This is a genomic window from Rothia sp. HMSC061D12, from assembly GCF_001836735.1.
GTDB lineage: Bacteria > Actinomycetota > Actinomycetes > Actinomycetales > Micrococcaceae > Rothia.
The window spans coordinates 12,727-37,558 of sequence record NZ_KV830311.1 but is presented as its reverse complement, the minus strand read 5'-3'; the positions used below and the strand labels follow the sequence as shown (position 1 = coordinate 37,558).

Here is a 24,832-nt window from a genome sequence, read left to right as displayed (position 1 = left end):
GGGCAGCTGATCTTAGCCTGCGAAGTCGCCGAGCATATCCAAGGTCGGCACGAAGAAGAGGGTGCCGGTCACCGCGGTGCTGAAATCCAGCAGACGGTCGTAGTTGGCGCCGTCCACGCCGGTGAACATATTCATGAGCATCTTCCGGACGGTCGAGAAGGTGCTGGCGTAGCAGATGAAGTAGGTGCCCAGTTCGTTGTTACCCACGGTGCCGAAGGGCATGTTGTCGCGAATAACCTTGAAGTCGTCACCGATATTGGCGATGGCGGAGTGCGAGTTGGCGGGCTTTTCGTCCTCGCTCATCTCGATGTCGTCGTGCTTGGAGCGGCCGATGACCTTCTCCTGCTCGGAGACAGGCAGGCTGTTCCACGCGGTCATGTCGTGGATGTACTTCTGCACGAACTGGTAGCTGCCGCCCCTGTACATGGGGTCATTGTCACCGATGATGCCGAAGTATTCGCGTGCCGCGGGGGTCTGCGGGTTCTCGGTGCCGTCCACGAAGCCGATGATGGAGCGGCCGTCCCAGTAGCGGAAGCCGTGCACCTCCTCGAGCACCTCGGCAATATCGCGCAGCGCTGCGGTAATAGCGGACGCCATATCGTAGGCGACCGACGGCTGGGTCGCGCGGATGTGGAAGTGCAGATCGCCGGGAGTGGATACCGCGGTGTGCTTGGGGCCCCTAATCTCCTCGAACTCCACGAGCTCCTGCGGCAGCGGCTTGGGCAGATCCAGAGTCAGCCACGCGCTGTGGCTGATACCCAGCACAATGCTGGCATTCTCCGGCGAATAACGGTTCGCGGCGGTGTGATTGAGATTAATGACGAGCCCGCAGAGGTTCTGGAACCCCTCAACGAGCGCATCCTGGCTGATGCCTTCCTTGAACTTCCACACCATGAAAATGGTGTTAGCGTTCGGGCTGGCAGTGACCTGTTGTGATTCTGGTGCAAACATAAAACTCACCGTACGCCCGTGTGTACGCCCCTGCAATGAATCTAGCCCTAACCTTCTGCACAGGCCCTAACCTTCTGCACTGAACGGAGAAGATTAGGGCTGGGAATATAAAAGCCGTGCTTTAGAAGCCGTGGGAGGCGAGGTCACGGGCATGCGCCAGACGCGCCGCCGTCTCAAAAATAGTCCACGCCTGCACCTGAGCGGACAGCTCCACCGGCGCGCCGGGCTTCACAACCTTGCTCATCGGCTCGGTGAACCGCGGGGAGAACTGCACGAGCGCCTTACCGCGAATCTCATTCGGGTCAATGCCGTACTCGTTCATCGGCAGGTTGGGGTCGAACTCGCGGCGGCCCTCCCACAGGGCGCGTGCGGTCGAGTACACCAGGGTCGAGGCGAGCGCTCGCGCCTCATCACTGAGCAACGGCGAGGACGCCGCCATGCCCAGGTAGCGCACGAGAATGCCGGTGAACAGGCCGCCGTCGCCGTCACCGTGAGAGATGAGGATGCGGCGGCGAGCACCGGAGAGGAACTCCACCTCTTCGGTCATATGCTTGACGATGCCGACGATGAGGCGTTCGGCGCGTTCTGCGGGGTCCACCTCGCAGGGCACGCCGGAGGCGGCGAGGCTCAGCAACGCGCCGAGGGCGGTTCCCTGGTTGTAGGTGTATTCGCCGCGTTCGTAGTCGTACTCGTCGCCGCGCACGTTCACACCGTCAATATAGAGCGAACGTTCTGCATCCCAGAGGGTTTCATTCATCCAGTCCATCAGCGCGGCGGCAGTCTTCGGGTCGCCCGCACGCACATACGCCAGGGTGGTCGGCGCGGTCGCCGCAGCATTCACGAAATCACGCTTGGACTTGCGCCAACTCATGCCACCCACCGGGGAGAAACCCTTCGCCAGCTGCTCAAAGAGAGCCGCACCAGCATCCTGAGCGGCAACATCGTTCGCGCCGGTCAGCTCAATGCAGAAGGAGTTCATGCGGCCCACCGCGAGGGTCAGCCACGCCATATCGTCAAAGTAGTCGTTCGCGAAGCGGCCATAGTTGCGCACGTTAATGCCGCGCAACAGCGCGCGGGCACGGTGCAGCTCCTCCTGGGCGGCAGTAATATCGCCTTCGCGCAGGTGACGCTGACCGGCATCAATCACACAGTCCAGCAGGTGCGCCTGCCACCAGTAGTGCCAAATGCTCAGGCGCTGGCTCAGCGGGCGCGGGTCGGGAACCTGTACCGAACCGATGAGGGCGCCGGGAACACCGAGGATGCGGTGCACGAAGGTGTCGGTGACGCTGTCGGCTGCGGTAGCGGCGTGCGAGGAGGTGCGCTCGGCGTACTCGCTAATCGACTCCAGAGACTGCGCGTTGTGGGAAGACGGCTGGGAATTCATGGACCCTCTGTAGTTGCGGTGAAGTATTACGTCTGAAATTATCCCACTTTTTGCCCTCTGAGCGCCCGGATGCTGTGGGCGGGCTCTCGGGTGTGATTCCTTTTCGAGAGCCCGCCGAGAAGATGCACCGCAGGGAACGGGGTGAACGCCACTCAAAAACCGGTTAGGAGGCGGCAGCCAGCGAACGCCCGCTGTATAGATCCACCGGTTCGCCGGTGATGGGGTGCTCAAAATGCAGACTGTACGCCAGTAGTTGCAGTGGGTACTCGGGGCGGTCAGGCGCGTCAGGGAGCACCTTCGGGTAGAGCACATCGCCCAGAATGGGGGAGCTGAGCATATTCAGGTGCGCCCGAAGCTGGTGCGTCTTGCCGGTGTGAGGCGCCAAATCATAGAGCGCCCATTCTCTATTCGGTTCCGCACGCCAACCAGCAACCGCCTGCGCGCTCGGAGTGAAAGTCCGCAGAATCTTCGCGGTCGTCAGCGTATTCGGCTCCACACCCTGCGCCGCGCACTGCTCCTCAGAAAGCTGCTGAACCTGCAGCCGATCGCGAATCTTCTGAATATGCGAACGCACCTGCAGACCCTGCGCACTCAACGCCTGCTCGGCGGCGGCGGTATCGGCGGGTACCGGTGCCACGGCGCGGTAGGTCTTCGACACCTGACGGTGCTGAAACATCATCTGGAAGGGGCGGCGCGCCTCAACCGTCTTAGCAAAAAGCAGCACGCCCGCGGTTGGGCGATCCAGGCGGTGAATCGGAATCAGTAGCGGGTTCTGCTCGCGCACCCGCAGCTTGGTCAGCGCGGTCTGCGCAATATAGGAACCGCGCGGGGTGGTCGGCAGAAAATGCGGCTTATCAATCGCCAGCACGTGCTCATCCTCGTAGAGCACCGGCATGTCGGAGGGTAGCTGTGGCTCATCCACAAGCTCGCGGAAATACCAGATGCGCTCACCCGGCATATAGGGGCTATCGCCGGTCAGGATCGTGCCGTCGTCCAGGCGCACCTCACCGGTATTAAAGCGGGCGTAAATAATCTGCGGGTCGTTCGGGTAGAAGCGCGCAATCAGATAGTCCGCAATGGTTGCCGGAGCCGTGCCATTCGGGGTGAGTTCAGCCGGGAGCTCCTTGGGCAGTGGCAGGATCAGCTGAATCGGGTCAATGCCGTTCTTCTGAGCTAGCGGAGGGGTCAGCAGACGGCGATGCATGCGGCGTGCCGGTTTCGACTGATAGGCGGTGCCGGGCTGCGTGTGGGCGGTGTTCTGTGCGGGCATGGCTCTACTCTACCGCCTGGGCGGGGTAGGTTCGGAGGCAAGCTGGAGGCGTACTGAGTGAGTTGGGCTGAGCTACGTGCGGGTGGAAATATTACCGTGGGCTTGGGTGTGGGGTTGCGGAAGACAGTTTTGTCTGACACTCATGAATGTTTGTGTGAACGTGTGGTTGAGAAAACGAAAACTTCACAAATTTTTGAAATTATTGGATATTTAATTTAAAAAAACTGCATTAATTTTACAAAAAACAGCGTTTAAGTGCGATATTTTCGAAAATGCTGTCAAATCAGAAACTAATAACCCTCAATTTAGACCCTGTAGTTTTTCTAATTATAAAAGATGTAAAGCAAATAAAGACCTGCTAACCTGGGCATCCTACGTCATAAAGGCCGTAATAAAGGCTGGAAACCGCCTTAAAGCGGTACGATTAAGACACAGAAGTTCGATATTTCGAACGAAGGGGTCGAAATGGGACAGAAACAGCGCAAGGATGCAGAGGTTAAAGGAACACCCCCAAATACAGCGGTGCAATCGGACAATTCCAAAGCACCGGAAAATGCGATAGGAGAGGTTATGGAACATTCACAAAAGAATGCGGAGCCTCGCACCGGTGCCCTGCGTATGGAGCCGCACGAACGCGAAGAGCAAATTCTGAAAATCGCTGCAGAACATTTCGCTCGCCGCGGCGTGCTCGGTGCCTCCATGAGCGCTATCGCCCGCGACGCAGGCATCACCCGCGCCCTGCTCTACCACTACTTCCCCGGCAAGGACTCCCTGGCGGCAGCCGTCACCCGACGCGAAGCCAATGCAGTCCTTGAGGCTCTCGGCGAGCACCACGAAAACCCCGAGGAGGCCCTGCGCAATGCACTGCGCACCTACTTCCTCGTTGTAGCCGGTGTCCCCACCCCCGGTGGGGAGGACTTCCCGAACAACCCCACCGACTACCTCGAATGGATGCTTGAACGCACCGGCATGCCGATTAATGACCGCACCCGCGTCATCCTCGGAGGTTGGTTGCAACTCGTCGACTACTTCGCCCTGCACGTCGTGCAGCTCAACCCCCGCGATCAGCGCACCGTTCGCTCCCGCGGGCTCGGGCTCGAAGAAGCTATCGACCTGTGCCTGGGTGCCGTTGACACCCTCACCGGCGGCTACTAGCCACCTGTCACCCTAAGAGGTAACAGGTCAGCGTAGGACTTCCCGCTCCGATGTTTGGTTATGTGCTCCAGGGCGAAGGTGCCGTGGACATCCGGGCGGTTATTCCTCCACCGCGCCGCTTGCGACGTGGTGGACTCCGGGAACACCACCCGGTTCGTGAGTAGGGAAACATAATGCCCCGTACCCCCTTCCATGAGGGTGCGGGGCATTATGATGCTCAGGTTGAGGTTAAAGGAATTGATTTAATCTGAGGTTGAGCTTGAAGCTCTTTCTGGAGAGGGCTAAATGGAACGGCGCAGCGACAGTCCGCGAACCGTCGCGTAGAACCCCTGCGCCTGCAGTGCCGCACGCAGAGCCTCCACCGGATGCTCCACAATTTCGCTACCGGAGGCGCTCAAAGTATGGGTGCCCAAAAGCTCCACATCGTTGACCTTCTCCACCGAAATCTTCTCCGCACCACCGGCAGAGACCAGGCGCGCCAGGGCGGGGGCCGCCGCCTCCAGAAGTATCGGGTCGGTTGTGAACGCCAGCAGGGTCTTCGCGCCACGCTCCACATACAGCACCGGGGCGCCATCCACCAGCACCACGCAGGCGCCCGCCTTGCGTGCCGGACGGTGCTTCACAGTCCCCTCGTGTGCAAAGGAGGGAATCGCGGGCCAGCTCAGCGCCGCACCGTACGGGTTCGCCGGGTCGGTCGCCGCCAACAGGGTCACCGTGAATGTGCCGTACACCTGCTCGGTATCGGTACGCTGCGGGGTGTAGGCGCTCGCACCAAAACCCTGTGTTGCACCAAAACCCTGTGGACCTGCGGGAACACTGAGGCTATCAGCGGTAGAACGTAGCAGGTCCACCGTCGCCGGGGCAGCGAACTGCGCCGCGCCCAAACCCTCAATAAAGTAGCCGCGACGCACCAGCGCACGATCCTCAGCCGCCGAATAAATCCGGTACAGCTGCGAGAACCCGCCGGCAGAATCTTCCACCTGCAGGCATCCGCGAGTCAGCACACCGTAGCGGTCCAGCAGCAGGTCTGCGCGTGCGAGCGCCGCAACCGTCGCCTCCACAGGCTCCTGCAGGAGCGTGTCCACGCGCGAGAAGCGACCGCTATCCTGCGGGGCAACGGCGGGAGTAGTTGCGTGGATGCCTCCGCGTAGAGAACCACCGCGTAGGGAACGCAGGCCGCGCCCGGTGGTAGCGCCGTATCCGCTAGTCGGTGCCGAATATCCGCCGGAACTATAGCTGTCAGCACCGTAGCCGCCCGCCATGCCGTTACCCATGGAGGCGCGCGCCGCCGCAATACGCCCCGCACCGCGGCGACCCACCCGCGACAGGCGCGCGGGAGCCGCCGGCGTCGGATGCGCACTGCGGACACCCGCAAGCATTGCGCGAACCGGCGCGAAACTATCGTTCGTCACCGCACCAGCCCACACCAGACGCCACAGCGCCGCCGAAACCTCCGCCGCATCCGGGAAGGTCACCACCTGACCGGCGGGCGCCGCCGCACTCATCAGCTGCGCCACTCGCTCACGTAGCGCCGGTACGAACAGGCCGCCGTGCGCCAGCGCCTCATAGATTGCGTGCTCGAGTGTGCCCGGAGTCTGCAGCGCCTCCCAAAGTTCCGGGTTCTCCGCGCGCAACAGCTGCTCCGGGTAGTCCTCACCCAGAGTCAGCGAGGAACTCTCGCTCAAATGCAGGCGAATCCAGCCGTCAGACTTCTGCGCGCTACCGCCGCCGAGCTGCCCGGCTCCGGTGAAGAACACCCTGCCGCTGGCCATAAGCTCGTCCAGCATGTGCGGCTGGTAGCCGGGCACGCGCGCCGGAAGAATCAGCGTCTCCAGCGCGGAAGCTGGTACGCGCACACCCGCCAGCTGGTCGATGGCGGTGAGCAGATCCTCCGTGGCGGAGGCGGAATCTTGTCCCGCATGTTCTGCGCCGTGCTCAGCTAACGGGTTGGGTGCCGCTGTGCTGAGGGGTGCCACCCTCTCGCCCACCACAGTGGTGGCGCGGCGGGAGGGCATGAACGCACCGTAGGCGCTCGCCTCCGGCAGGGTCTGTGCAACCCGCACGGATAAAGAACGAACGTTCTGCCATGAGGGTAGGAATACACCATAGACCTGCGCCGATACCGGCTCAATTTCCTCACGCAACGCCGCCAGAGAGCGGGCACGAATCGTGCGCAAAACCTGCGCATCCACCCACTCGACACCGGCAGACCCGGGAGTGCGCAGCACCTCGGGCAGGAACTCGCCGGAGCTTAGGCGGCGCTGCTGCTGAAGACGCTGCAACACCGGAGTCAGCACGCCCACACCCACCGGGGTCAGGCGCGAAAAATGCTCCGCCGCCTGCTGCGCAGTGAAGGGAATATGGGTGCGCGCATAGCGAGAAACCAGATCCTCCAAAGGCTCCGCGACCGGCTCCAGAAGGGCTACAGGAAGCGCCGCGGCGGGCATAATGCCCAGCCCATCGCGCAGACGCGCAGCATCCTCAACCACCGCATAGTACAGCTGCGGCTCGGCGGAATCGTCGGTAGCTCCCATGTCGGCAGCTCCCATGAACGAGAACGCGCGGCGCGAGCGCACCAGCTCTTCCGCCAGGGCGCGCGCCTGATCCGTGCTGGCGTGCGCGCCGTACTCCTCGCCATGCTCCTCGCCGTAGTTTTCAGAGTCTTCGGACTCGCCGAAATCCTGAGAACCGTGTGTCGCAGATTCAGCCCGTGGGCTGTCGGCACGCAAACGCAGACTCAACTCCCGCGCGCTCAACGGACCCAACTGGCGCAACAGATCCGCCACGCCCTCTACACCGCAGGCGCGGTAACGCTCACCCGTGCGCTGCAGACGCTGCTGAGTCTGCACCAGAACCGCCGGATCCAACAGGTCACGCAGACCACTCGAACCCAGCAACTCAGCCAGCAGTGCCGGGTCCAGCGACAGCGCGGCGGCGCGGCGTTCGGCGGCGGGCGCATCGCCGTCGTAGAGGTGCTCGGCAACGTACTCAAAGAGCAGAGTGCGCGCAAAAGGCGAAGGGTCGTTCGTCTCAACCTCCAGCATGGACACCGCCCGAGACTGCAACGAACGGTGCACCTGAACCAGCGCCGGAACATCGTACACATCCCGCAGACACTCGCGCGCCGTCTCCAAAAGCACCGGAAAATCAGGGTACTTACGCGCCACATCCAACAGCTGCGCCGCACGCTGACGCTGCTGCCACAGCGGGGTGCGCTTACCCGGATCACGGCGCGGCAACAGCAGGGCACGCGCCGCATTCTCACGGAACCGAGACGCAAAAAGCGCCGAATCGCCTACGCGTTCGGTGACAATCGCCTCCAGCTCGTCCGGGTCGAAAAGGAACAGATCAGCGCCGGGCGGCACATCCTCCATAGCGGGCAGACGCAGAATCAAGCCGTCATCACTCGCCATGACGGAAGCGTCCACCCCATACCGCTCCTCAATGCGGGCGCGCACTGCCAGCGCCCAGGGCGCGTGCACCCCGTAGCCGAGCGGCGAGTGCAGGACCACGCGCCAATCGCCCAGTTCGTCGCGGTGCCGCTCCACAATCATGCGGGTGTCGGAGGGGACCGCCCCGGTGGATTCGCGCTGCTCACGCAGGTAGGCGAGCAGGTTATCGACCGCCCAGGTGTCCAATCCGAGCTGTTCGAGCTGCAGGCGGGCGGCGGCGCTATCGGTGGCGTCCAGGCTGGAGAGGGCGCGCGTGAACGCACCCGTCTGCACGCCCAGGGCGTAGGGGCGGCCCATGCGGTCGCCGTGCCAGAAAGGCAGGCGCGCGGGCTGACCGGGTGCGGGGGAGACCCGCACCGCGTCGTGCGTAATTTCTTCAATGCGCCAACTGCTCGCGCCGAGGGTGATGACCTCGCCGGCACGGGATTCGTACACCATTTCCTCGTCGAGCTCACCCACACGCTTGGGGCCGCGCTCCTCATCGCCGCTGACCAGGTAGACGGGGAAGAGCCCGCGGTCGGGAATCGTGCCGCCGCTGGTGACGGCGAGGCGTTGCGCACCCGGGCGGCCCTCAATACTGCCGGAGGGGGCTTCCTCGGTAGGGGTGCGATCCCAGATGATGCGCGGGCGCAATTCAGCGAATTCATCGGAGGGGTAGCGTCCGGCGAGCATTTCGAGTACGGAGTCGAAGAGGGCGCGCGGCAGTTCGGCGTAGGGTGCGCTGCGGCGTAGCGCCTCGTACCAGGAGTCCACGCTGATGGGGCCCAACGCGCAGGCGGCGACGGTCTGCTGCGCGAGTACGTCCAGGGGGTTGGTGGGGATGGCAAGTGGCTCGAGGGTTCCGCTGCGCATTCCGGCGAGGGTGACGGTTGCGCCGAGCAGGTCGCCGCGGTGCTTGGGGTAGAAGAATCCGCGCGAAATTTCGCCCACGCGGTGTCCGGCGCGGCCCACGCGCTGCAGTGCGGAGGCAACCGATGGAGGCGCCGCCACCTGGATTACGAGGTCCACGTGACCCATATCGATGCCCAGCTCCAGGGAGCTGGTGGCGACCACGCAGCGCAGGGTTCCGCCCTTGAGCGCCTCCTCGATGAGGGTGCGCTGTTCCTTGGACACGGAGCCATGGTGCGCGCGGGCGAGCGGCGGCACCTCGGCGATGTCAGAGATGCCTGCCGCGTAGTCTTCGGGGCTGATGCCCTGCTTCGCGAGGACGCGGCGCAGGTGAATAGCGTTGAGTGCTGCGGTGAGCTTTTCCGCTAGTCCGCGCGAGTTAACGAAAACAATTGTAGAACGGTTATTCTCAATATAATCGACGATGCGCTCCTGCACGCGTGGCCAAATAGAAGTCTCGGGGCGCTCGCTATCGGGAGTTTCGCGGAGTGATTCTTCCGGGATGGTGAGCGTATTTTTGGGCGCGGCGTTATCACCCTCCTGCGCCGGGTTTGCGTGTTCGGTTTCCTGCCCAGCTTCCTGCCGTGCTATTTGACCAGGGAACACGCCAATGGCATCTTCGAGTGTGTAGGGCACGCTCGCCGGGTCGTTTACGACACTGGAGGCAGGATGCGCTGTACCCTGCGGCGAGCCGCTAGAAGCTGAATCCCCGCTATCTCGCGCCTCCAAGGGTGCGTAGAGCCCCTGCCCGTAGTCGTTGGCGCCTCCGAGTGCCGCCATATCGGGTATGGGCACGCTCAGGCGCAGGTCCCATTCTTTGGCGACCGGGCGGCTCATGATGGTCACTGGCTGAATGCCGCCGAGGAACCGGGCGACCGCCTCCGGGTTTTCGACGGTTGCGGAGAGCCCAATGCGCTGTGCGGGCTTCGTAAGGAGCGCGTCGAGGCGTTCGAGGGAGACCGCCAGGTGTGCGCCGCGTTTGGTGGCGGCGAGGTTGTGAATCTCATCCACGATCACGGTGGTCACGCCGGCGAGGGTGTTGCGGGCGGCGCTGGTGAGCATGAGGTAGAGGGATTCGGGGGTGGTGATGAGAATGTCGGGTGGGTTGCTGATGAGCTGGCGGCGTTCGCGGGCGGGGGTGTCGCCGCTGCGCACGCCGACGGTGATGCTCGGCTCGCCAGCGTCGTTTCCACTCAGGCGGGTGATTCCGGCGAGTGGTGCGCGCAGGTTGCGTTCGACGTCGGCGCCGAGTGCTTTGAGGGGTGAGATATAGAGGATGCGCGTGCCGCCCGCGGTGCCGGTTTCGTGTTCGCGGTGTAGGGCGTCGAGTGCCCAGAGGAAGGCTGCGAGGGTTTTACCGGAGCCGGTGGGGGCGATGATGAGGGTGTTGTTGCCGTTGCGGATGCTCTCCCAGGCGTCTTCTTGGGCGGCGGTGGGTGCGCTGAAGGTGGCGCGGAACCAGTCGCGTACGGGTGCGGAGAAGTGGGAGAGTGCGTCGGTCATGTATCTATTATGGCGGGGTTTATGGTGTGCGCCTCTTGAATTGTTGGGGGCTGGGGGAGGAAGATGTGCTTGACAGGTTCCCAACAAGCCCGTAATGTTTTACTTGTAAAGTAATCGACTGAGAGAACAACACAAAGGAGCACCACCATGACCCGCCTGAACGACGAACAGCTCATTAACCTCTTCCACGAGCCGCGCACCGTCTCCTCCTTCACCGAGGAGCCCGTCACCGACGAGCAGCTGCGCCGCATCCAGGAGCTGACCTTCTACGGCCCCACCGCCTTCAACAGCCAGCCCCTGCGCATCACCTGGGTCAAGAGCCCCGAGGCACGCGAACGCCTTGTCGCACACCTGGCTGACGGCAACAAGGCTAAGACCCAGGCGGCACCGGTCACCGCAATCCTCTCCGCAGACGCGAACTGGGTAGAGCACGCTGACACCTTCAACCCCAACGCTGCCGGCTTCATCAAGGGCTTCTACACCTCCGAGGAGCTTGCTACTCCCGCCGCTGAGCTGAGCGCTCACCTGCAGGCAGGCTACTTCATCACCGCAATCCGCGCCCTCGGCCTGGATGCCGGCCCCATGACCGGCGCAGACTTCGCCGGCATCAAGAAGGAATTCTTCGCGGACAACGTAGAAATCCCCTTCCTGGTCGTCAACCTCGGTCACGGCGAGGCGCCCGCATACCCGCGCGGTGCACGCTTCAGCCACGAGGAGGTTGCCCGCTCCCTCTAAGAGTGTGCGGCTACGGTATAGCTAAAGCTAAACTCTAGGCTTATAGACAGCTCAAGGGCGGTTCCCCACCACGGGGAACCGCCCTTGAACTATATGTGCGTTATACGCGCCGGTTTCTTAACCCTGAAACGCCGCGTTAGCGGGCACCAAACTGACCCACCGACAGCTGCGGAACAGACGAGGAACACGCGGTCGTATCCAGCGGAACAATCACGCCACCGGAACCGGAGGGAAGACCCACCAGGAAGCCCTGAACCGGTCGGCTACCGCATGCGTCACCGAAGCGTGCCGGGTACACCGAACGCAACACCGCGGTGGTGCTGTCGCCGGGGTTGAGGGTCACGCCCGCAGAGTTCATGTACTCAGCAGAGGCGGATGCCTCACGGCCGACCCAGGTTCCCGAAGGACCAGCATGCACCACACGCGGGTAACCGCGCAGGGTGCAGGGGGAGTTCGAGGAGTTCTGGAAGTACAGGGTGTAGTTTCGGGCGCCGGGGGAGCCTTCTCCAATGGCAACCGAAACGTTCAGGTCGTCCAGATCGCACTGGGTCGGTCCCTCAGCGTTGTTGTTGGAGGAGTTAGAGGACTTCTCCGAAGAGCTCGAGGAATTCGAGGAGTTGGAAGAACTCGACGAGTTCGAGGAACCGGAGGAGTTCGAAGAGTTACCCGAAGAGCGAGAGCCCGACTGCGAAGACGAGTCTGAGCCCTTCTGGGAATCCTGCTGAGAATCAGAGTCGTCCGACTTGTTCTGCTCGGAACCCTCGTGGGAGGACTCAGAAGAGTGAGAGTCAGAGTTCTGCTTCGACTCGTGAGTCTCGGTGTGGGAAGAAGACTCGGAGTGCTCAGAGGAAGACTCGTGGTGCTCCGCGTCGGGGGAGTTCACCACGGTAATGGAACCCGGGCTCACCGAAGGGGTAGCCCCGTCAGAAGCTACTCGAATCGTGCCGGGCTTGACCGAAGCCGAAGCACTCGGCTGCGCCGAGGTGCCTTCAGCTTCCTGACCGGCCTGGGACGCGCCGCATCCACTGAGCGCGAGCACGCAACAGAGGAGGGTGGTTGATGCGAGTACCTGAGCCGATTTAAACATGATTACATCGCCGCCTGCATTTGGATTTCTGCTCCGTCCATACCGGGGGCGTACTCGACCTGGCAGCACAGGCGGGAGTACTCGTTGGCGACATCGTCGACCATGTCGAGCAGGTCCTGCTCAGCTTCGGTGCGTTCACCGGAAGCTTCGAAGTGCTCGGGGTCGATGAAGCCGTGGCAGGTAGCGCAGGATGCGTTACCGCCGCAGGTTGCGAGGACCGGCACACCGTTAGCCTGGAGGGCTTCCAGGAGGGTGTGGTGGTCTTCCCACTGAATGTCGTAGTTTTCGCCTGCTTCGTCAGTGACCTTAATCGTTACGCCCATGCGTTCTCCTTCTTCTGTAGTGATGCGTTTCTATTGTAGAGGTAGGGGCTGTTATTCACCGTACTTTGTGGTGCATACCCAACCCTACCGTCACGCATATCACGGGAACGCATATTAATTTTTATGCTGAGTAGCATGTATGTATTGCCCCCAGTCTACCGCGTATTGCCCTGACAATGCGGGATATCAGCGCCAACGAATACTGCCCCCAGATGCAAAGACATGCTGGGGGCAGTATAAAGAACCGGCACGCAGGGGCGCTTTAACGGTGACGAAGACCTACTTTGATTCCTTCTCCGCAGTCTTCTCGGTGTCCTGCTTTTCTGCGCTGTGGTTATCGGCGTTCTGGACGCTTCCTCCGGGGCCGCGCACAATACCGCGTACACTATCGCGCGGATCGGCGTAGCGCAGGTCGATACCGAAGGTATTGCGGATCTGGCGTGCCGAGTTCAGGTGCCAGCGCTGCGAATCTGAGGGGGTCACGGAGGTGACCGCCTTCTGACCCGGAGCCAGCTTCTCGTGGCGAATATCGTAGTGCTTACCGCCCATGGTGATGGTGAAGCCGTGCTCCTGCAGCAACTGCACGAACGCGTCCACATCGTGCGGGATTTTGCGACCTCGCTGCCTTTTCGTACCGCTCATCCTCGGCTGCGATTCGAAGGGGTTACGGCTGGGCGCGGTGCCGCGGCTAATACGAATCACCTGCTGGTCGGAGTGCGAGAACTCCACCTGGTAGCCGTTGAGCGAGTATACGGTGCGGCTACTGCCGGGAATCGGGCGGCGGTCCTCAGCCTCATCGAGAATGCGGGCAATATACTCGCCGGTCAGGCCGAGCGCCTTCAGCTGTGCCTGGGCGTCGGGGGAGAGCTGGTAGCCTCCCGCGAGAGCCTGCAGCGGGCGTAACGCGAGCACCTCGGCGGTCAGGGGGTTGAGCACCACCTGGTAGCCTTCCTCCTCATGCGTATAGAGGGTAACTTCGCGACCGTAGCGGTTCTCCTGCGCGCTTTCCTGAACCACCGTGCTTGCGGGGGACTCGATGATGTCCAGCAGCAGCTCGTAGGTGAGGCCGTGGCGCATCATGTAGTCCATCACGCCGGGGAGCACACCGTAGATGCGGCGGCGCGGCGGCACATCGCCGTAGAATTCCTTCTCGATGCGCGCGGCAATACGCTGGTTCTCCAGCGGCACCTCGGTCAGCGGGATAAGGCGCTGGTTGGAGGGGCGAATCTTGGCGCGTGCGGCGGCGGGCTTGGGCGCCTGACGGTAAGCATCCACCAGCGTCTGCTGCTGCTCCACAAACTCCTGAGCGATGAGCGGCAGGAGGGTGAAGTAGAGCTCAGCAGCTTCGGGCTTGAGCGCGCCGTTCTCATCGAGCAGGGAAGCGCCGTCCTTAGCGAGCAAGTCCCACGGCTTATCGTTTGCCGCGCTCTCTTCAGAACCCTGGTTCTCCCGGTAGCTATAGGTTGCGAGGGAGGCAAGCTCCTGCAGGCGAACGTACACCTCAAGAGGAACGGTAATCTGCTTCGCGGACATTATTTCTCCTCCTCGGTGGTGTTTTCTGCCTGGGTTGCCTTATCTTCTGCTTGCTTCGCCAGGGTGTTGCTGAGCTCTTCGAGCTGAGCCTTACGCAGGGCTTCCGCGTGCAGGTGATGGAAATCCGGGGTCTTCGCCAGAGCCAGAACGGTCCGCTCATCCGGCGAGATTGCAATTTCCAGACCCTGCGCCGCGTAGATGCGGGTCCAGCCTTCAGCCATACGCACGCTCTCGGGGCTGTTCAGCGTCTGAAGCATCAGATCGAAAACGAACGGCGGGTTCTTCTTCAAGAAGGTGCGGGCGCGCTCGCTGAATTCGAGTTCCAGGGCGTTGAGCGAGTTGTATTCGCCCTGTGCCAGGGATGCCTGCGCCGCTTCGTTGTATTCGGCGTCGTATTCGTCAATGACCGTAATGACTTCGGCGGAGGCGGTGTTGACGTCCACCCGGTAATCGTCGTGGGTGAAGCGAATCGTCCAGTCGTTGAGTCGTTCTGCCGCGCCTTCACGCAGGATGGTGCGCACGAGCTCTTCGCTGATGTTTTCGCGTTCGAGGCGGGCGCGCAGGCTCGGGCGCAGGCGGTAGCTGCGTTCGCGGTCCTCTTCGCTGACGCCGCGAGGCGCGGTCGGTTCGGCGGCTACCGGCTGAGCCGCGGGCTCGCTGAGGGCCGCCGGAGCAGCGGGGACCGGGGCTGCGGGCTTCGGCGCGCTCGGCTTCGGGGTATTCGTCTCCGGAGCGGCGGGCGCACTCGGTAGGGACTGGCTGAGTACGGGCAACTCTTCAACAGGTGCCTGCTCGCTAGCTACTGCCGTATGGGTAGCTTCTGCGGCTTCGGCAGCCTGTTGGCGGGCACGCAGACCCTCCAGGTACTCTTCGATGCGCGGCGGGCGGTAGGTCAGCGTGGACTTGCGGAACATGCCGGGGGAGGGCGTACCGGGAGTAGGCGCTGCCGGCTTCGGTGCTGCGGGCTTGGGCGCTGCGGGAGCAACCGTGGCGGGCGTCGGTATAGGAGCCGTCTTTTCTGCTGTTGCCTCTGCGGGTGCTTCCACAGATGCTTCTTCCGGCACGCTGGGAGCAGGGCTGGGAGTCGGGGCGGGTGCCTGTGCCGCGCGGGCGGCAAAGAGCGCGGGGGAGGGCGCCGGCTTCGGCGCCGCAGGCTTCGGGGTTGCCGGCTGGGGAGTAGCGGTTGCGCTCACCGCGGCGTCCTCACTCACTACACCCTCGTTGGCCTCTGCGACGGGAGTCTCAGCCATGGAGGCTTCGGCCGCTTCGGTTGCCTGCAGGTCGGTCTGTTCCTCTTCAGCAGGCTTAGTGTCGCTGGCTTCCTCATCGCCGCGGCGTAGGGCGGCAACGAGTTCCTGGCGGGAAGTATAAGGAATGATTTCCTCGGGCGAATCGATATATCGCGGGAAATTCTCGTAGAGAATCTTCGCCGCGGCCTCAAAGAGCTTCTCCGCGGTGGTGTTGGCGGCGGGTGTGCAGGGGCAGAGGAGCTCCTGGCGCTGCGCGTCATAGAGGGACCAGTGGGCGCATCGTTCGGTGGGCGGGAAGTAGTCGAGTGTTCCAAGGTCGGCTATATCGATGAGTGCACCTATCAGGGACTGCGGAATGGATAGCTGTGCCATAGTGCTCCTTCGCGTTGTCTGCTCTCCAGCCTATGTGTGGAGGGTCCTCTTTCCATCCTATGCGTTTTTTGGCGGGTGTGCCCCGGGGCACGTCATCTGGGAGCATAAATCTGTGGATTCACAGGTTGGGGTGCTTTGGGGCGCGGTTTTTGGCACGGATGGGGCAGCGTCAGCTGGTGAAGCGTCCTTGCTACACCTAGCTAGAGCCTGCGGCGTGTCGTACTGCAACATGTTGTACTGTGCAGTGGCTTGAGCTCTGCCCGGGGCTTGTGTCAGAGCGTTTTCAGCGCGCTTGTTTCCCAAAGATGTCTTCCAGGGGTGTGTCTTCCGGGGTCTATCTTCTGGGCATACAAAAAATCCCCGGTTCCAAAGAACCGGGGATCGGTGGTGCGCCCGAAGGGATTCGAACCCCCAACCTTCTGATCCGTAGTCAGATGCTCTATCCGTTGAGCTACAGGCGCATGTTCCTCGCTTCGGATTTCTTCAACCCGTCGCGGCAACAGGTACTACTATACGGATGTCTCCAAGGGTGCGCAAGCCGAAAAACTCGAAATTGACCCAAAATCCCCTCCGAAAGACTCGATAATGCCCTGTTTTACCGCATGATTCCGGGGTTTTTGGTGGCGTAAAATTTTTTCAAAATATTTTCTCGGCACCCTAAAACCGGTGCTGTAGGCCCCTAAAATCCCCGAAGGGTCCCGCCATACGACCTAAAAATTCTTTACAGAAATCTTCTCGTACTCTAAGAATGTGATGCGCAGAACTTAAGAAATGGTGTCATAGAAAGCTCTGCAGACCATTAATGCGTTATTCTGTAAGCATCACGAGGAAGTGGAGACTGTCCAAGCGTGCATATTCACATTTGTTTGCACGCTTGTAGTGTTTAACTGCTTCTTTGTTACCGCAGACCTAACCGGATCAATGTAGTATCCGGGCCACCGATTGAAGGGGAAAATGTCAATGGCTGACACCTCAACTCGTACTCTCTCTGCCGAACTCGAAAAGGAGCTGCAGAGCGCACCTACCACCCACCAGGGCCTCCTGGATTGGGTTCGCGAGGTTGCGGCACTGACCCAGCCCGCACACATCTACTGGGTCGATGGCTCCCAGGAAGAATATGACCGCCTGGCACAGGAACTGGTTGACGCCGGTACCTTCGTTCGCCTCAGCGATCACGAATTCCCGAACTCTTACGCAGCTTTCTCCGATCCCGACGACGTTGCACGTGTCGAGGAGCGCACCTTCATCTGCTCCGAGACTGAAGAAGGCGCAGGCCCGACCAACAACTGGCGCGACCCCGTCGAAATGAAGCAGACCCTGACCGGTCTGTTCGAGGGCTCCATGCGCGGTCGTACCCTGTACGTCATTCCTTTCGTCATGGGCTCCCTGAAGGCTAAGAACCCCAAGATTGCTGTTGAGCTCAGCGACTCCGCATACGTTGTCTGCTCCATGCGCATCATGGCAACCATTGGTAAGGACGTTCTTGCCAAGCTGAACGAGACCAACGGCTTCTTCGTCAAGGCTCTGCACTCTGTTGGTGCACCCCTGGAGCCCGGTCAGGAAGATGTTCCCTGGCCTTGCAACCCCGAGAAGTACATCGTCCAGTTCCCCGAGACCCGCGAAATCTGGTCCTTCGGCTCCGGCTACGGCGGTAACGCACTGCTCGGTAAGAAGTGCTACGCACTGCGTATCGCATCCGTTATCGGTCGCGATGAGGGCTGGATGGCAGAGCACATGCTCATCCTGAAGGTCACCAACCCCGAGGGCAAGGTTCGCTACATCTCCGCAGCGTTCCCTTCCGCATGTGGCAAGACCAACTTCGCAATGATGGAACCCACCATTGACGGCTGGAAGGCTGAGATGGTCGGCGACGACATCGCATGGATCGAGTTCGACGAGAACCACCAGGCACGCGTGGTCAACCCCGAGGCTGGCCTGTTCGGCGTGGCACCGGGCACCGGTTACTCCACCAACCCGAACGCTATGAAGGCGATTGCCAAGGGCAACACCATCTTCACCAACGTTGCACTGACCGACGACGGCTCCGTTTGGTGGGAGGGCAAGACCGACGAGGCTCCCGCACACCTGATTGACTGGACTGGCAAGGACTGGACCCCCGAGTCCGGCCGCCCGGCAGCTCACCCGAACTCCCGCTTCTGCACCCCCGCATCCCAGGTCGACATGCTCGCTCCCGAGTACTACGACCCCGAGGGTGTGCCGCTGAGCGCTATCGTTCTGGGCGGTCGCCGCAAGACCACCATCCCGCTGGTTTCCGAGTCTGAGAGCTGGGAGCAGGGCGTGTTCCGCGCTGTCACCCTGTCCTCCGAAACCACCGCGGCTGCTAAGGGTGCTGTCGGCGTGATTCGCCGCGACCCGATGGCAATGCTGCCCTTCATCGGTTACAACGCCGGTGACTACTTCAAGCACTGGATTGACCTGGGCAAGAAGCACGGCGCTGAGAACATGCCGAAGGTCTACTACGTCAACTGGTTCCGCCGCACCCCCGACGGCGGCTTCGCATGGCCCGGCTTCGGTGAAAACTCTCGCGTTGTGAAGTGGATCTTCGATCGCCTGGATGGCAAGGCTGGCGGCGAAGAGACCTTCCTGGGCACCGTTCCCACCAAGGAAGACCTGGACCTGACCGGTCTGGAAATCTCCGAGGACGAGCTGAAGGCTGCTCTGGCTGTCTCGAAGGACGAGTGGGCTGCTGAACTGCCCGGCATCGACGAGTGGCTGGCTAAGTTCGGCGACAAGCTGCCCGCCGAGGTCCGCGAGCAGCGCGACGCTCTGGCGAAGGCTCTGGAGGACTAAGACACTCCAGCTAATACCTAAGGTTTAGCGCCTTGAAGGGGCGGAATCTCTCGATGAGATTCCGCTCCTTCCTTCTGTTTGGGGGAAATTTGAATCCCCGTCAGTTGGGGGAGTGATAAATTTTCTCGCAAAGGTGTGAGTGTAAGGCTATGCAGTCCACTTGTTCTTGAGAAATACTTTACAATCCCCGCCGGGGTGGTTTGGCACAGAAGTGGCTATTCATAATTTCTTGCCTCTCTTGCCGCCCCTATACAATTCCAATGTAAGATTTTTTGAATGTTCACAGCTTTCACGAGCTGCGCATATCCGCTGCTGCATGTACTGATATGTAGCGGCACGAGAGATGAGAAGGAGTATCCATGCGTTTGACAGCATTCTCGGATGTCTCGCTCCGCGTTCTGATGCTCCTGTCTGCTCTGGAGCCCGGTCAGAAGCTTTCCACTCAGAAGATCTCTGAGGGAGTGGATACCCCCTACAACCACGTGGCGAAGGCTGTGGCTTTCCTTGTGAACATGGGTTACCTGGATTCGACTCGCGGTCGCGCCGGTGGCGTCATGCTTTCCGACGCTGGTCGTTCTGCGACCGTCGGCACTGTTCTTCGCGCTACTGAGGGCGATATCCCCATGATTGAGTGTGAGGATGAGAACGGCCACTGCCCCCTCGATAAGTTCTGCCGCCTGCGCAACGTGCTGGCGAAGGCTCGTGAGGCGTTCTATGCTTCGGTGGACTCGGTTGTGATTAGCGAGTTGACTGCCGGTGCACGTCCCGTTGGCCCGGTATTTGTGGAGCTAGGCTTCGCGCCTCCGGAGAATGCGCTGCCTGCGCGCTAAACCTGCACGCTAAAGGAATACGTGGTACCTGTGGAGCTTTCCGGTGGGAGGCTCCATAGAGTTTTTAACACGAAGTTTAGGGTGTTTCTGCGGTTGATGCGGGGGCTGCTGGGCGGTTCACGCGGGGGTCTCTCGGCTTTCTTGTAGGGGTTTCTTGCAGGGTTTTCGAGGGGAGTGGGGAGTATTTTGTCGCTGCTTGCGTGACTGCTGGAACCTGCGTGAGTCCTAAATTTGTGCAGTAAATGCAGAATATTGCAAATTTGCTTTTCAAATGCAGAAAATGTGACCATATTCATTTTTGCACCACACTGCATACTTTCCATAGTAAATATATTTTCATTCCAGAATTTTTATGCAGACTTCGGGGCTAGTCACCCGGCGAACTCAAAAACAGCGCTGAAAATATATAGTGTGACGCGGGGCTCTCTCTTTGAGTCAAGCTGAACCATAAGTCTCGCCTAGACCCCTCAACACCTCTCAGGGAGTGACCTGCACTCAGCGCAAACACCCCGCAAAATGCTACGGTAAGGGTGCTTTATAAACACTCCGTCACCAACTGAGCTGTCCGAGTGAACGCCCCAGCATCACACATATCAAGGGCATCATCACAACGACCGAGGTGACCACACAGGAAGAAGGCAAGACATGCTCTCCGAGAAGTCCCGCCCCATCATTGAGGCAACGCTGCCCATCATTGCTGAGCGCATTAACGACATCACCCCCGACTTCTACCGTCGAATGTTCGCCGCTCGCCCCGACCTGATGGACGGCATGTTCTCCCGTTCCTCCCAGCTCGAAGGTACCCAGCCCAAGGCGCTGGCAGGCTCCATCGCCGTATTCGCCTCCTACATTGTCGAGCACCCGAACTCCTACCCCGACGAGGTCCTCTCCCGCGTGGCACACAAGCACGCATCCCTGGGCCTGAAGGAAGAAGAGTACCCCACCGTCTACAAGTACCTCTTCGAGGCAATCGCCGCTAACCTGGGCGACCTGGCTACCCCCGAAATCGTTGAGGCATGGACCGAGGTCTACTGGCTCATGGGCAACGCCCTCATCAAGCTGGAGAAGGGCCTGTACGCATCCCAGGCAAACGACGTCATGTTCGCACCCTTCAAGGTCGTCGACCGCAAGGAAACCGGCGAGAACGTCGTCGTGCTGACCTTCGAGCCCGCCGACGAGACCCCCATGACCGAGTCCAAGGGCGGCCAGTACATCTCCATCGTCGTTCCCGCACGCGACGGCCTGCGCCAGGCACGCCAGTACACCCTGCTGCCCAGCGAAAAGAACCAGCGCCGCATCGGCGTGAAGCTCGACCCCAACGGTGAGATGACCTCCATCCTGCACGAGCTGAAGGTCGGCGACGTCGTCGAGATCTCCAACCCCTACGGCGACCTGACCCTGGAAGGCTTCGGCGACCCCGAGGCGCCCCTGTACCTCTTCTCCGCAGGTATCGGCACCACCCCCATGCTCAGCTTCCTCTCCGAGCTGGTTGAGAAGGGCTCCGAGCGCCCCGTGACCGTGGTCCACGCAGACCGCCGCCTGGACACCTGGCCTCTGCGCGAAGAGCTCGTTGAGCTCGTCGGCAAGCTGCCCAACGGTCGCCTCGTCTCCTTCATCGAGGGTGAGGGCGGCGACTACACCGGCCGCGTCGACGTCTCCAAGCTGGACGTTCCCTCCAACGCTAACGTTTACCTCTGTGGCCCGCTGCCCTTCATGCAGGGCGTACGCTCCGCACTGGTGGAGGCAGGCGTTCCCGGCAAGAACATCAACTACGAGATCTTCGGCCCCGACCAGTGGATGCTCCACGACCAGGCACGCGAGGCGTAAAAACCCCGTAAGCCGGCTCGTCCGCTAGGTTCCATAAACCCGGCTAGGTTCTTCCTCTTAGGCAGAAGAACCTAGCCGGGTTTTTAGAATTCAAAATAAAAATCCCGCCCCGCAGACGAATCTGCGGGGCGGGATTTTTAGTAGCTAGCTAGTGCTTAGCCCTGGCGAACCAGAGCCAGAACCTCGTCGCGGACGCGCTCCATGGTCGCAACATCCGGTGCCTCAAGGTTCAGGCGCAGGAAAGGCTCAGTGTTTGAAGGACGCAGGTTGACCCACCAGCCCTCTTCAGTGTTGGTGAAGGTGGTGCCGTCGGAGTCCTCAACAACCACGGGAGCGTCAGCGTAGTATGCACGCACGCGGTCCACAGCGGCAGCCTTGTCCTCAATCTCGGAGTTGATCTCACCGGAAGCAACGTACGGGGAGTACTTCGCGCTAATCTCGGAGAGGGGCTCCTCGCCGCCACCCAGAGCTGCCAGCACGTGCATTGCAGCGAGCATGCCGGTGTCTGCGTTGAAGAAGTCCTTGAAGTAGTAGTGAGCGGAGTGCTCGCCACCGAAAACGCCGTTCTCCTCAGCCATAACAGCCTTGATGAAGGAGTGGCCCACGCGGGTCTTCACTGCACGGCCGCCCAGCTTCTCAACCAGCTCGGGAACAGCCTTCGAGGTGATCAGGTTGTAGATGATGACGGGCTCTTCGTTACCCTCAGCCTTTGCACGAGCAATCTCGCGCTCAGCAACCAGAGCGGTCACAGCCGAAGGAGTGACGGGCTCACCCTTCTCGTCGATGACGAAGCAGCGGTCAGCGTCGCCGTCGAATGCCAGACCAATGTCAGCACCGTGCTCAACAACAGCCTTCTGCAGGTCAACCAGGTTAGCCGGCTCCAGCGGGTTAGCCGGGTGGTTCGGGAAGGTACCGTCCAGCTCGAAGTACAGGGGAACGATTTCCAGGGGCAGGCCCGGCAGGATGGTGTCGCCCAGAACAGCGGGAGTGGTCATACCACCCATGCCGTTACCAGCGTCAACAACAACCTTCAGGGGGCGGATGGAAGACAGATCAACCAGCTTGCGCAGGTATTCTGCGTAAGGCTTGAGGATGTCCTTCTCAGAAACGGTGCCGACCTTCTCCACAGAAGGAATCTCGCCCGCATCCAGGTACTTCTGAGCCAGGTCGCGGATATCGAACAGACCGGACTCGGAAGACAGAGGAACAGCGCCAGCCTTAGCCATCTTCATGCCGTTGTACTCTGCGGGGTTGTGGCTAGCGGTGAAGGTAACACCGGCAGCGTTCTCGACGCCACATGCGAAGTACAGAACGTCAGTGGAGATCAGACCGATCTTCTCAACATTTGCACCGCGAGCGGTTGCACCCTGGGCGAATGCATCCATGAATTCGGGGGAGGAGGGGCGCATGTCGCCACCGACCAGAATGGTCTGGCCCTCCAGGCCCAGAACGTCTACGAAAGCCGCACCAGTAGCGCGAACAGTCTCTGCGGTAATGGTCTCGCCGACGATGCCACGCACGTCGTACGCTTTGAATGAGTCATGTAGATTAATAGTAGTCACGCCTTTTATTTTAGCGGTAAAGAAGTGCAACTAGCCTCTATAATGGGCAGGTAAAACCTTATAAATTCCGCTGAACGTATGGGTTTTTTATCACTTCACTTACTTCAAACAACTCACGTCGAGAGGTATTTTCCCCCATGGGTGAGATTTTTTCCCTAAAAAACCAGATTCAGAATTATGCGTGGGGTTCCCGCGAAATTCTCGGACGCATGCGCGGCGTGCCCGTCCCCACCGAACAGCCCGAGGCTGAGGTGTGGGTTGGCGCGCATCCCGCTGCGCCCTCGCGCGCTACCGTGGACGGTACCGAATCCCCGCTCAACGAACTGATTGTGGAGAACCCTTCCCGCTTCCTGCGCCCGGACCGTACCTCCGACTGGTTCCCCTTCCTCTTTAAGATCCTTGCGATTGATGCACCCCTGTCCATTCAGGTGCACCCCACCCCCGAGCAGGCTATCGCCGGCTTCGAGGATGAGCAGGCACGCGGCATCGCGATTGACGCGCCGCACCGCAACTACAAGGACCGCTACTCCAAGCCCGAAACCGTCATCGCGCTGACCCAGATGCGCGTGCTCACCGGTGTGCGCACCTCCGAGCAGCTGTCAGAACTGGCGAAGGCGTTCAAGGCTGACTGGCTGGCAGAGCGTGTGGAGCTTACCCCCAAGCAACTGCTGACCGAGATTATTCGCATGCCCGAAGACGCTGCCGCAGCCGCTGTTGAGCAGCTCGTCGAGGCGGCAGCAGAGCTGACCGGCTCCGAGAACGCGCTTATCGCCGATGCAGCTGAGCTCGTGCAGATTGTTGCCGGCAAGTACCCCGGCGACCGCGGCCTGCTCGTCGCCTTCGTCATGAACCTGGTACACCTGGCACCCGGCGAATCCGCATTCACCCCCGACGGTCAGGTGCACGCCTACGTCTCCGGCACCGCCATTGAGCTGATGAACCCCTCTGATAACGTGATGCGCGCGGGTCTGACCGCAAAGCACATCGACACCGAGGAGCTCATCAAGGTTCTCGGCGAAAGCCAGGATGCACCCGTAATCCAGCGCCCCACCCCCGAGAACGCGCCCGTGGGCACCTACGCCATGTGGGATGAGCGCATGAGCGTGACCCGTATCCGAGTTGAAGAGGGCAAGCCGCAGGAATACACCTTCGAGGGTATTAGCGCCGCACTGAGCGTATCCGGCGAAATCACCATTCACGCAGCAGACGGCAACGGCACCGAAGAGTTCGTTCTGGGAGCCACCGAGTCGGTACTGCACGTGGGTGAGCCCTCGGCGGCAACCCTGAGCGGTAATGGCGAGCTGTACATCGCTTCTTATGTTTAGGAAATAATCCTCGATAACTAAAACTTCTAGACAGTTATAACTAGCCAGTTATAAGAAGTATCGAAAGATACTTCAAGACTGGCACATAATAAAGAATCCACGTTCTTCCCTGTATCTATTCAGGCTGGGGAGGCGTGGATTTTTTATGCCCGAATATGGGATGCAGGGAGTATTTTTGTGTCTACCCTGCACAGTGTGTTCTGGGTAACCTATAATTGGTCTTATAAATATGCGTATACCTGAGCCTTTATGCACCTCTTCATTGGGTACGCAGCCCCAAACCACTAGGAGAACACCGTGAAGATTATCCTCACCGTCACAGGCATCGACCACGAAGGCATCATCGCCGCCGTGACCGCAACCCTCGCCGAGCGCAAGGTCAACGTCCTCGACGTCTCCCAGACCATCATGGGCGAATTCTTCACCATGATCATGCACTGCTCCTTCGACGAAGAGCAGCAGAACCTCATCGACCTGCAGGAAGCCATGGTTGGTGTTGAGCACGAACAGAAGGTCCAGATTCGCATCCAGGCAGAATCCATCTTCAAGGCAATGCACACCATCTAAGCGGCCA

Annotated in this window: 16 protein-coding genes and 1 tRNA gene; 7 read left to right on the top strand and 10 right to left on the bottom strand. The window is 60.8% G+C overall.

Translation table 11 applies throughout. From position 1 onward, the window contains the following. Nucleotides 1-12: 12 nt before the first annotated feature. The 3 genes from HMPREF2682_RS08555 to HMPREF2682_RS08545 all read right to left on the bottom strand — a co-directional run bounded on the left by HMPREF2682_RS08555 (nucleotide 13) and on the right by HMPREF2682_RS08545 (nucleotide 3,605). Nucleotides 13-951, bottom strand: a complete 939-nt coding sequence (locus HMPREF2682_RS08555; protein WP_070833267.1) for a Dyp-type peroxidase — start codon at nucleotides 949-951, stop codon at nucleotides 13-15. A gap of 121 nt (nucleotides 952-1,072) precedes the next feature. Beyond that, the gene (locus tag HMPREF2682_RS08550) at nucleotides 1,073-2,335 is read right to left on the bottom strand and encodes a glycoside hydrolase family 76 protein (protein WP_070833264.1); all 1,263 of its coding nucleotides are present in this window, start codon (nucleotides 2,333-2,335) and stop codon (nucleotides 1,073-1,075) included. 163 nt (nucleotides 2,336-2,498) lie between these two features. Next, entirely contained in the window at nucleotides 2,499-3,605 is a 1,107-nt protein-coding gene (locus tag HMPREF2682_RS08545; RefSeq protein ID WP_049340321.1) for a pseudouridine synthase, read from the bottom strand. A 570-nt stretch (nucleotides 3,606-4,175) separates the two neighbouring features. On the opposite strand from HMPREF2682_RS08545, the gene HMPREF2682_RS08540 reads away from it, so the two are divergent. Next, nucleotides 4,176-4,760, top strand: a complete 585-nt coding sequence (locus HMPREF2682_RS08540) for a TetR/AcrR family transcriptional regulator (RefSeq protein WP_049327335.1) — start codon at nucleotides 4,176-4,178, stop codon at nucleotides 4,758-4,760. Nucleotides 4,761-5,041: 281 nt separating this feature from the next. Here HMPREF2682_RS08540 and HMPREF2682_RS08535 read toward each other — a convergent pair whose 3' ends face one another. Further along, nucleotides 5,042-10,603: a DEAD/DEAH box helicase gene (locus tag HMPREF2682_RS08535; RefSeq protein ID WP_070833261.1), complete on the bottom strand. Its 5,562-nt coding sequence runs from the start codon at nucleotides 10,601-10,603 to the stop codon at nucleotides 5,042-5,044. A 147-nt stretch (nucleotides 10,604-10,750) separates the two neighbouring features. Here HMPREF2682_RS08535 and HMPREF2682_RS08530 point away from each other — a divergent pair, with 147 nt between their 5' ends. Next, nucleotides 10,751-11,338: a malonic semialdehyde reductase gene (locus HMPREF2682_RS08530; RefSeq protein ID WP_070833258.1), complete on the top strand. Its 588-nt coding sequence runs from the start codon at nucleotides 10,751-10,753 to the stop codon at nucleotides 11,336-11,338. 136 nt (nucleotides 11,339-11,474) lie between these two features. On the opposite strand, the gene HMPREF2682_RS08525 is transcribed toward HMPREF2682_RS08530, so the two are convergent. The 5 genes from HMPREF2682_RS08525 to HMPREF2682_RS08505 form a co-directional block, all read right to left on the bottom strand. Next, nucleotides 11,475-12,425, bottom strand: a complete 951-nt coding sequence (locus HMPREF2682_RS08525) for a DUF4232 domain-containing protein (protein ID WP_070688133.1) — start codon at nucleotides 12,423-12,425, stop codon at nucleotides 11,475-11,477. Between the two features lie 2 nt (nucleotides 12,426-12,427). After that, entirely contained in the window at nucleotides 12,428-12,748 is a 321-nt protein-coding gene (locus HMPREF2682_RS08520) for a 2Fe-2S iron-sulfur cluster-binding protein (protein WP_070688135.1), read from the bottom strand. A gap of 279 nt (nucleotides 12,749-13,027) precedes the next feature. After that, nucleotides 13,028-14,281, bottom strand: a complete 1,254-nt coding sequence (locus tag HMPREF2682_RS08515; RefSeq protein ID WP_070688137.1) for a cell wall biosynthesis glycosyltransferase — start codon at nucleotides 14,279-14,281, stop codon at nucleotides 13,028-13,030. Beyond that, nucleotides 14,281-15,903, bottom strand: a complete 1,623-nt coding sequence (locus HMPREF2682_RS08510; protein ID WP_070688139.1) for a DNA repair protein — start codon at nucleotides 15,901-15,903, stop codon at nucleotides 14,281-14,283. Before HMPREF2682_RS08510 ends, HMPREF2682_RS08515 begins: the two co-directional genes overlap by 1 nt. A 385-nt stretch (nucleotides 15,904-16,288) precedes the next feature. Beyond that, nucleotides 16,289-16,364, bottom strand: a tRNA-Arg gene (locus HMPREF2682_RS08505). Nucleotides 16,365-16,863: 499 nt separating this feature from the next. On the opposite strand from HMPREF2682_RS08505, the gene HMPREF2682_RS08500 reads away from it, so the two are divergent. From HMPREF2682_RS08500 to HMPREF2682_RS08490, 3 genes are all read left to right on the top strand, one after another. Further along, nucleotides 16,864-18,714, top strand: a complete 1,851-nt coding sequence (locus HMPREF2682_RS08500) for a phosphoenolpyruvate carboxykinase (GTP) (RefSeq protein ID WP_070833255.1) — start codon at nucleotides 16,864-16,866, stop codon at nucleotides 18,712-18,714. A 359-nt stretch (nucleotides 18,715-19,073) separates the two neighbouring features. Then, on the top strand, nucleotides 19,074-19,544 hold the full coding sequence (locus tag HMPREF2682_RS08495; protein ID WP_005507162.1) for an RrF2 family transcriptional regulator: 471 nt from the start codon (nucleotides 19,074-19,076) through the stop codon (nucleotides 19,542-19,544). Nucleotides 19,545-20,189: 645 nt separating this feature from the next. Beyond that, nucleotides 20,190-21,371, top strand: a complete 1,182-nt coding sequence (locus tag HMPREF2682_RS08490) for an FAD-binding oxidoreductase (protein WP_070833252.1) — start codon at nucleotides 20,190-20,192, stop codon at nucleotides 21,369-21,371. Between the two features lie 155 nt (nucleotides 21,372-21,526). Here the strand turns inward: HMPREF2682_RS08490 and HMPREF2682_RS08485 are convergent, their stop codons facing one another. Continuing rightward, nucleotides 21,527-22,933, bottom strand: a complete 1,407-nt coding sequence (locus HMPREF2682_RS08485; protein ID WP_049354495.1) for a phosphomannomutase/phosphoglucomutase — start codon at nucleotides 22,931-22,933, stop codon at nucleotides 21,527-21,529. A gap of 137 nt (nucleotides 22,934-23,070) precedes the next feature. On the opposite strand from HMPREF2682_RS08485, the gene manA reads away from it, so the two are divergent. Together manA and HMPREF2682_RS08475 are read left to right on the top strand one after the other, a co-directional pair. Beyond that, nucleotides 23,071-24,258 carry a mannose-6-phosphate isomerase, class I gene (gene manA / locus HMPREF2682_RS08480; RefSeq protein WP_070833249.1) on the top strand — a complete coding sequence of 396 codons (1,188 nt, stop codon included), beginning with the start codon at nucleotides 23,071-23,073 and terminating at the stop codon, nucleotides 24,256-24,258. 297 nt (nucleotides 24,259-24,555) lie between these two features. Next, the gene (locus tag HMPREF2682_RS08475) at nucleotides 24,556-24,825 is read left to right on the top strand and encodes an ACT domain-containing protein (RefSeq protein ID WP_005507158.1); all 270 of its coding nucleotides are present in this window, start codon (nucleotides 24,556-24,558) and stop codon (nucleotides 24,823-24,825) included. Nucleotides 24,826-24,832 lie beyond the last annotated feature (7 nt).

What these genes read in the sequence shown, in the direction of transcription:
- HMPREF2682_RS08500 (WP_070833255.1), top strand. Translation starts at nt 16,864, where the DNA reads ATGGCTGACACCTCAACTCGTACTCTCTCTGCCGAACTCGAAAAGGAG.
- HMPREF2682_RS08555 (WP_070833267.1), bottom strand. Translation starts at nt 951, where the DNA reads ATGTTTGCACCAGAATCACAACAGGTCACTGCCAGCCCGAACGCTAAC.
- HMPREF2682_RS08535 (WP_070833261.1), bottom strand. Translation starts at nt 10,603, where the DNA reads ATGACCGACGCACTCTCCCACTTCTCCGCACCCGTACGCGACTGGTTC.
- HMPREF2682_RS08530 (WP_070833258.1), top strand. Translation starts at nt 10,751, where the DNA reads ATGACCCGCCTGAACGACGAACAGCTCATTAACCTCTTCCACGAGCCG.
- manA (WP_070833249.1), top strand. Translation starts at nt 23,071, where the DNA reads ATGGGTGAGATTTTTTCCCTAAAAAACCAGATTCAGAATTATGCGTGG.
- HMPREF2682_RS08495 (WP_005507162.1), top strand. Translation starts at nt 19,074, where the DNA reads ATGCGTTTGACAGCATTCTCGGATGTCTCGCTCCGCGTTCTGATGCTC.
- HMPREF2682_RS08490 (WP_070833252.1), top strand. Translation starts at nt 20,190, where the DNA reads ATGCTCTCCGAGAAGTCCCGCCCCATCATTGAGGCAACGCTGCCCATC.
- HMPREF2682_RS08550 (WP_070833264.1), bottom strand. Translation starts at nt 2,335, where the DNA reads ATGAATTCCCAGCCGTCTTCCCACAACGCGCAGTCTCTGGAGTCGATT.
- HMPREF2682_RS08525 (WP_070688133.1), bottom strand. Translation starts at nt 12,425, where the DNA reads ATGTTTAAATCGGCTCAGGTACTCGCATCAACCACCCTCCTCTGTTGC.
- HMPREF2682_RS08520 (WP_070688135.1), bottom strand. Translation starts at nt 12,748, where the DNA reads ATGGGCGTAACGATTAAGGTCACTGACGAAGCAGGCGAAAACTACGAC.
- HMPREF2682_RS08510 (WP_070688139.1), bottom strand. Translation starts at nt 15,903, where the DNA reads ATGGCACAGCTATCCATTCCGCAGTCCCTGATAGGTGCACTCATCGAT.
- HMPREF2682_RS08540 (WP_049327335.1), top strand. Translation starts at nt 4,176, where the DNA reads ATGGAACATTCACAAAAGAATGCGGAGCCTCGCACCGGTGCCCTGCGT.
- HMPREF2682_RS08545 (WP_049340321.1), bottom strand. Translation starts at nt 3,605, where the DNA reads ATGCCCGCACAGAACACCGCCCACACGCAGCCCGGCACCGCCTATCAG.
- HMPREF2682_RS08515 (WP_070688137.1), bottom strand. Translation starts at nt 14,281, where the DNA reads ATGTCCGCGAAGCAGATTACCGTTCCTCTTGAGGTGTACGTTCGCCTG.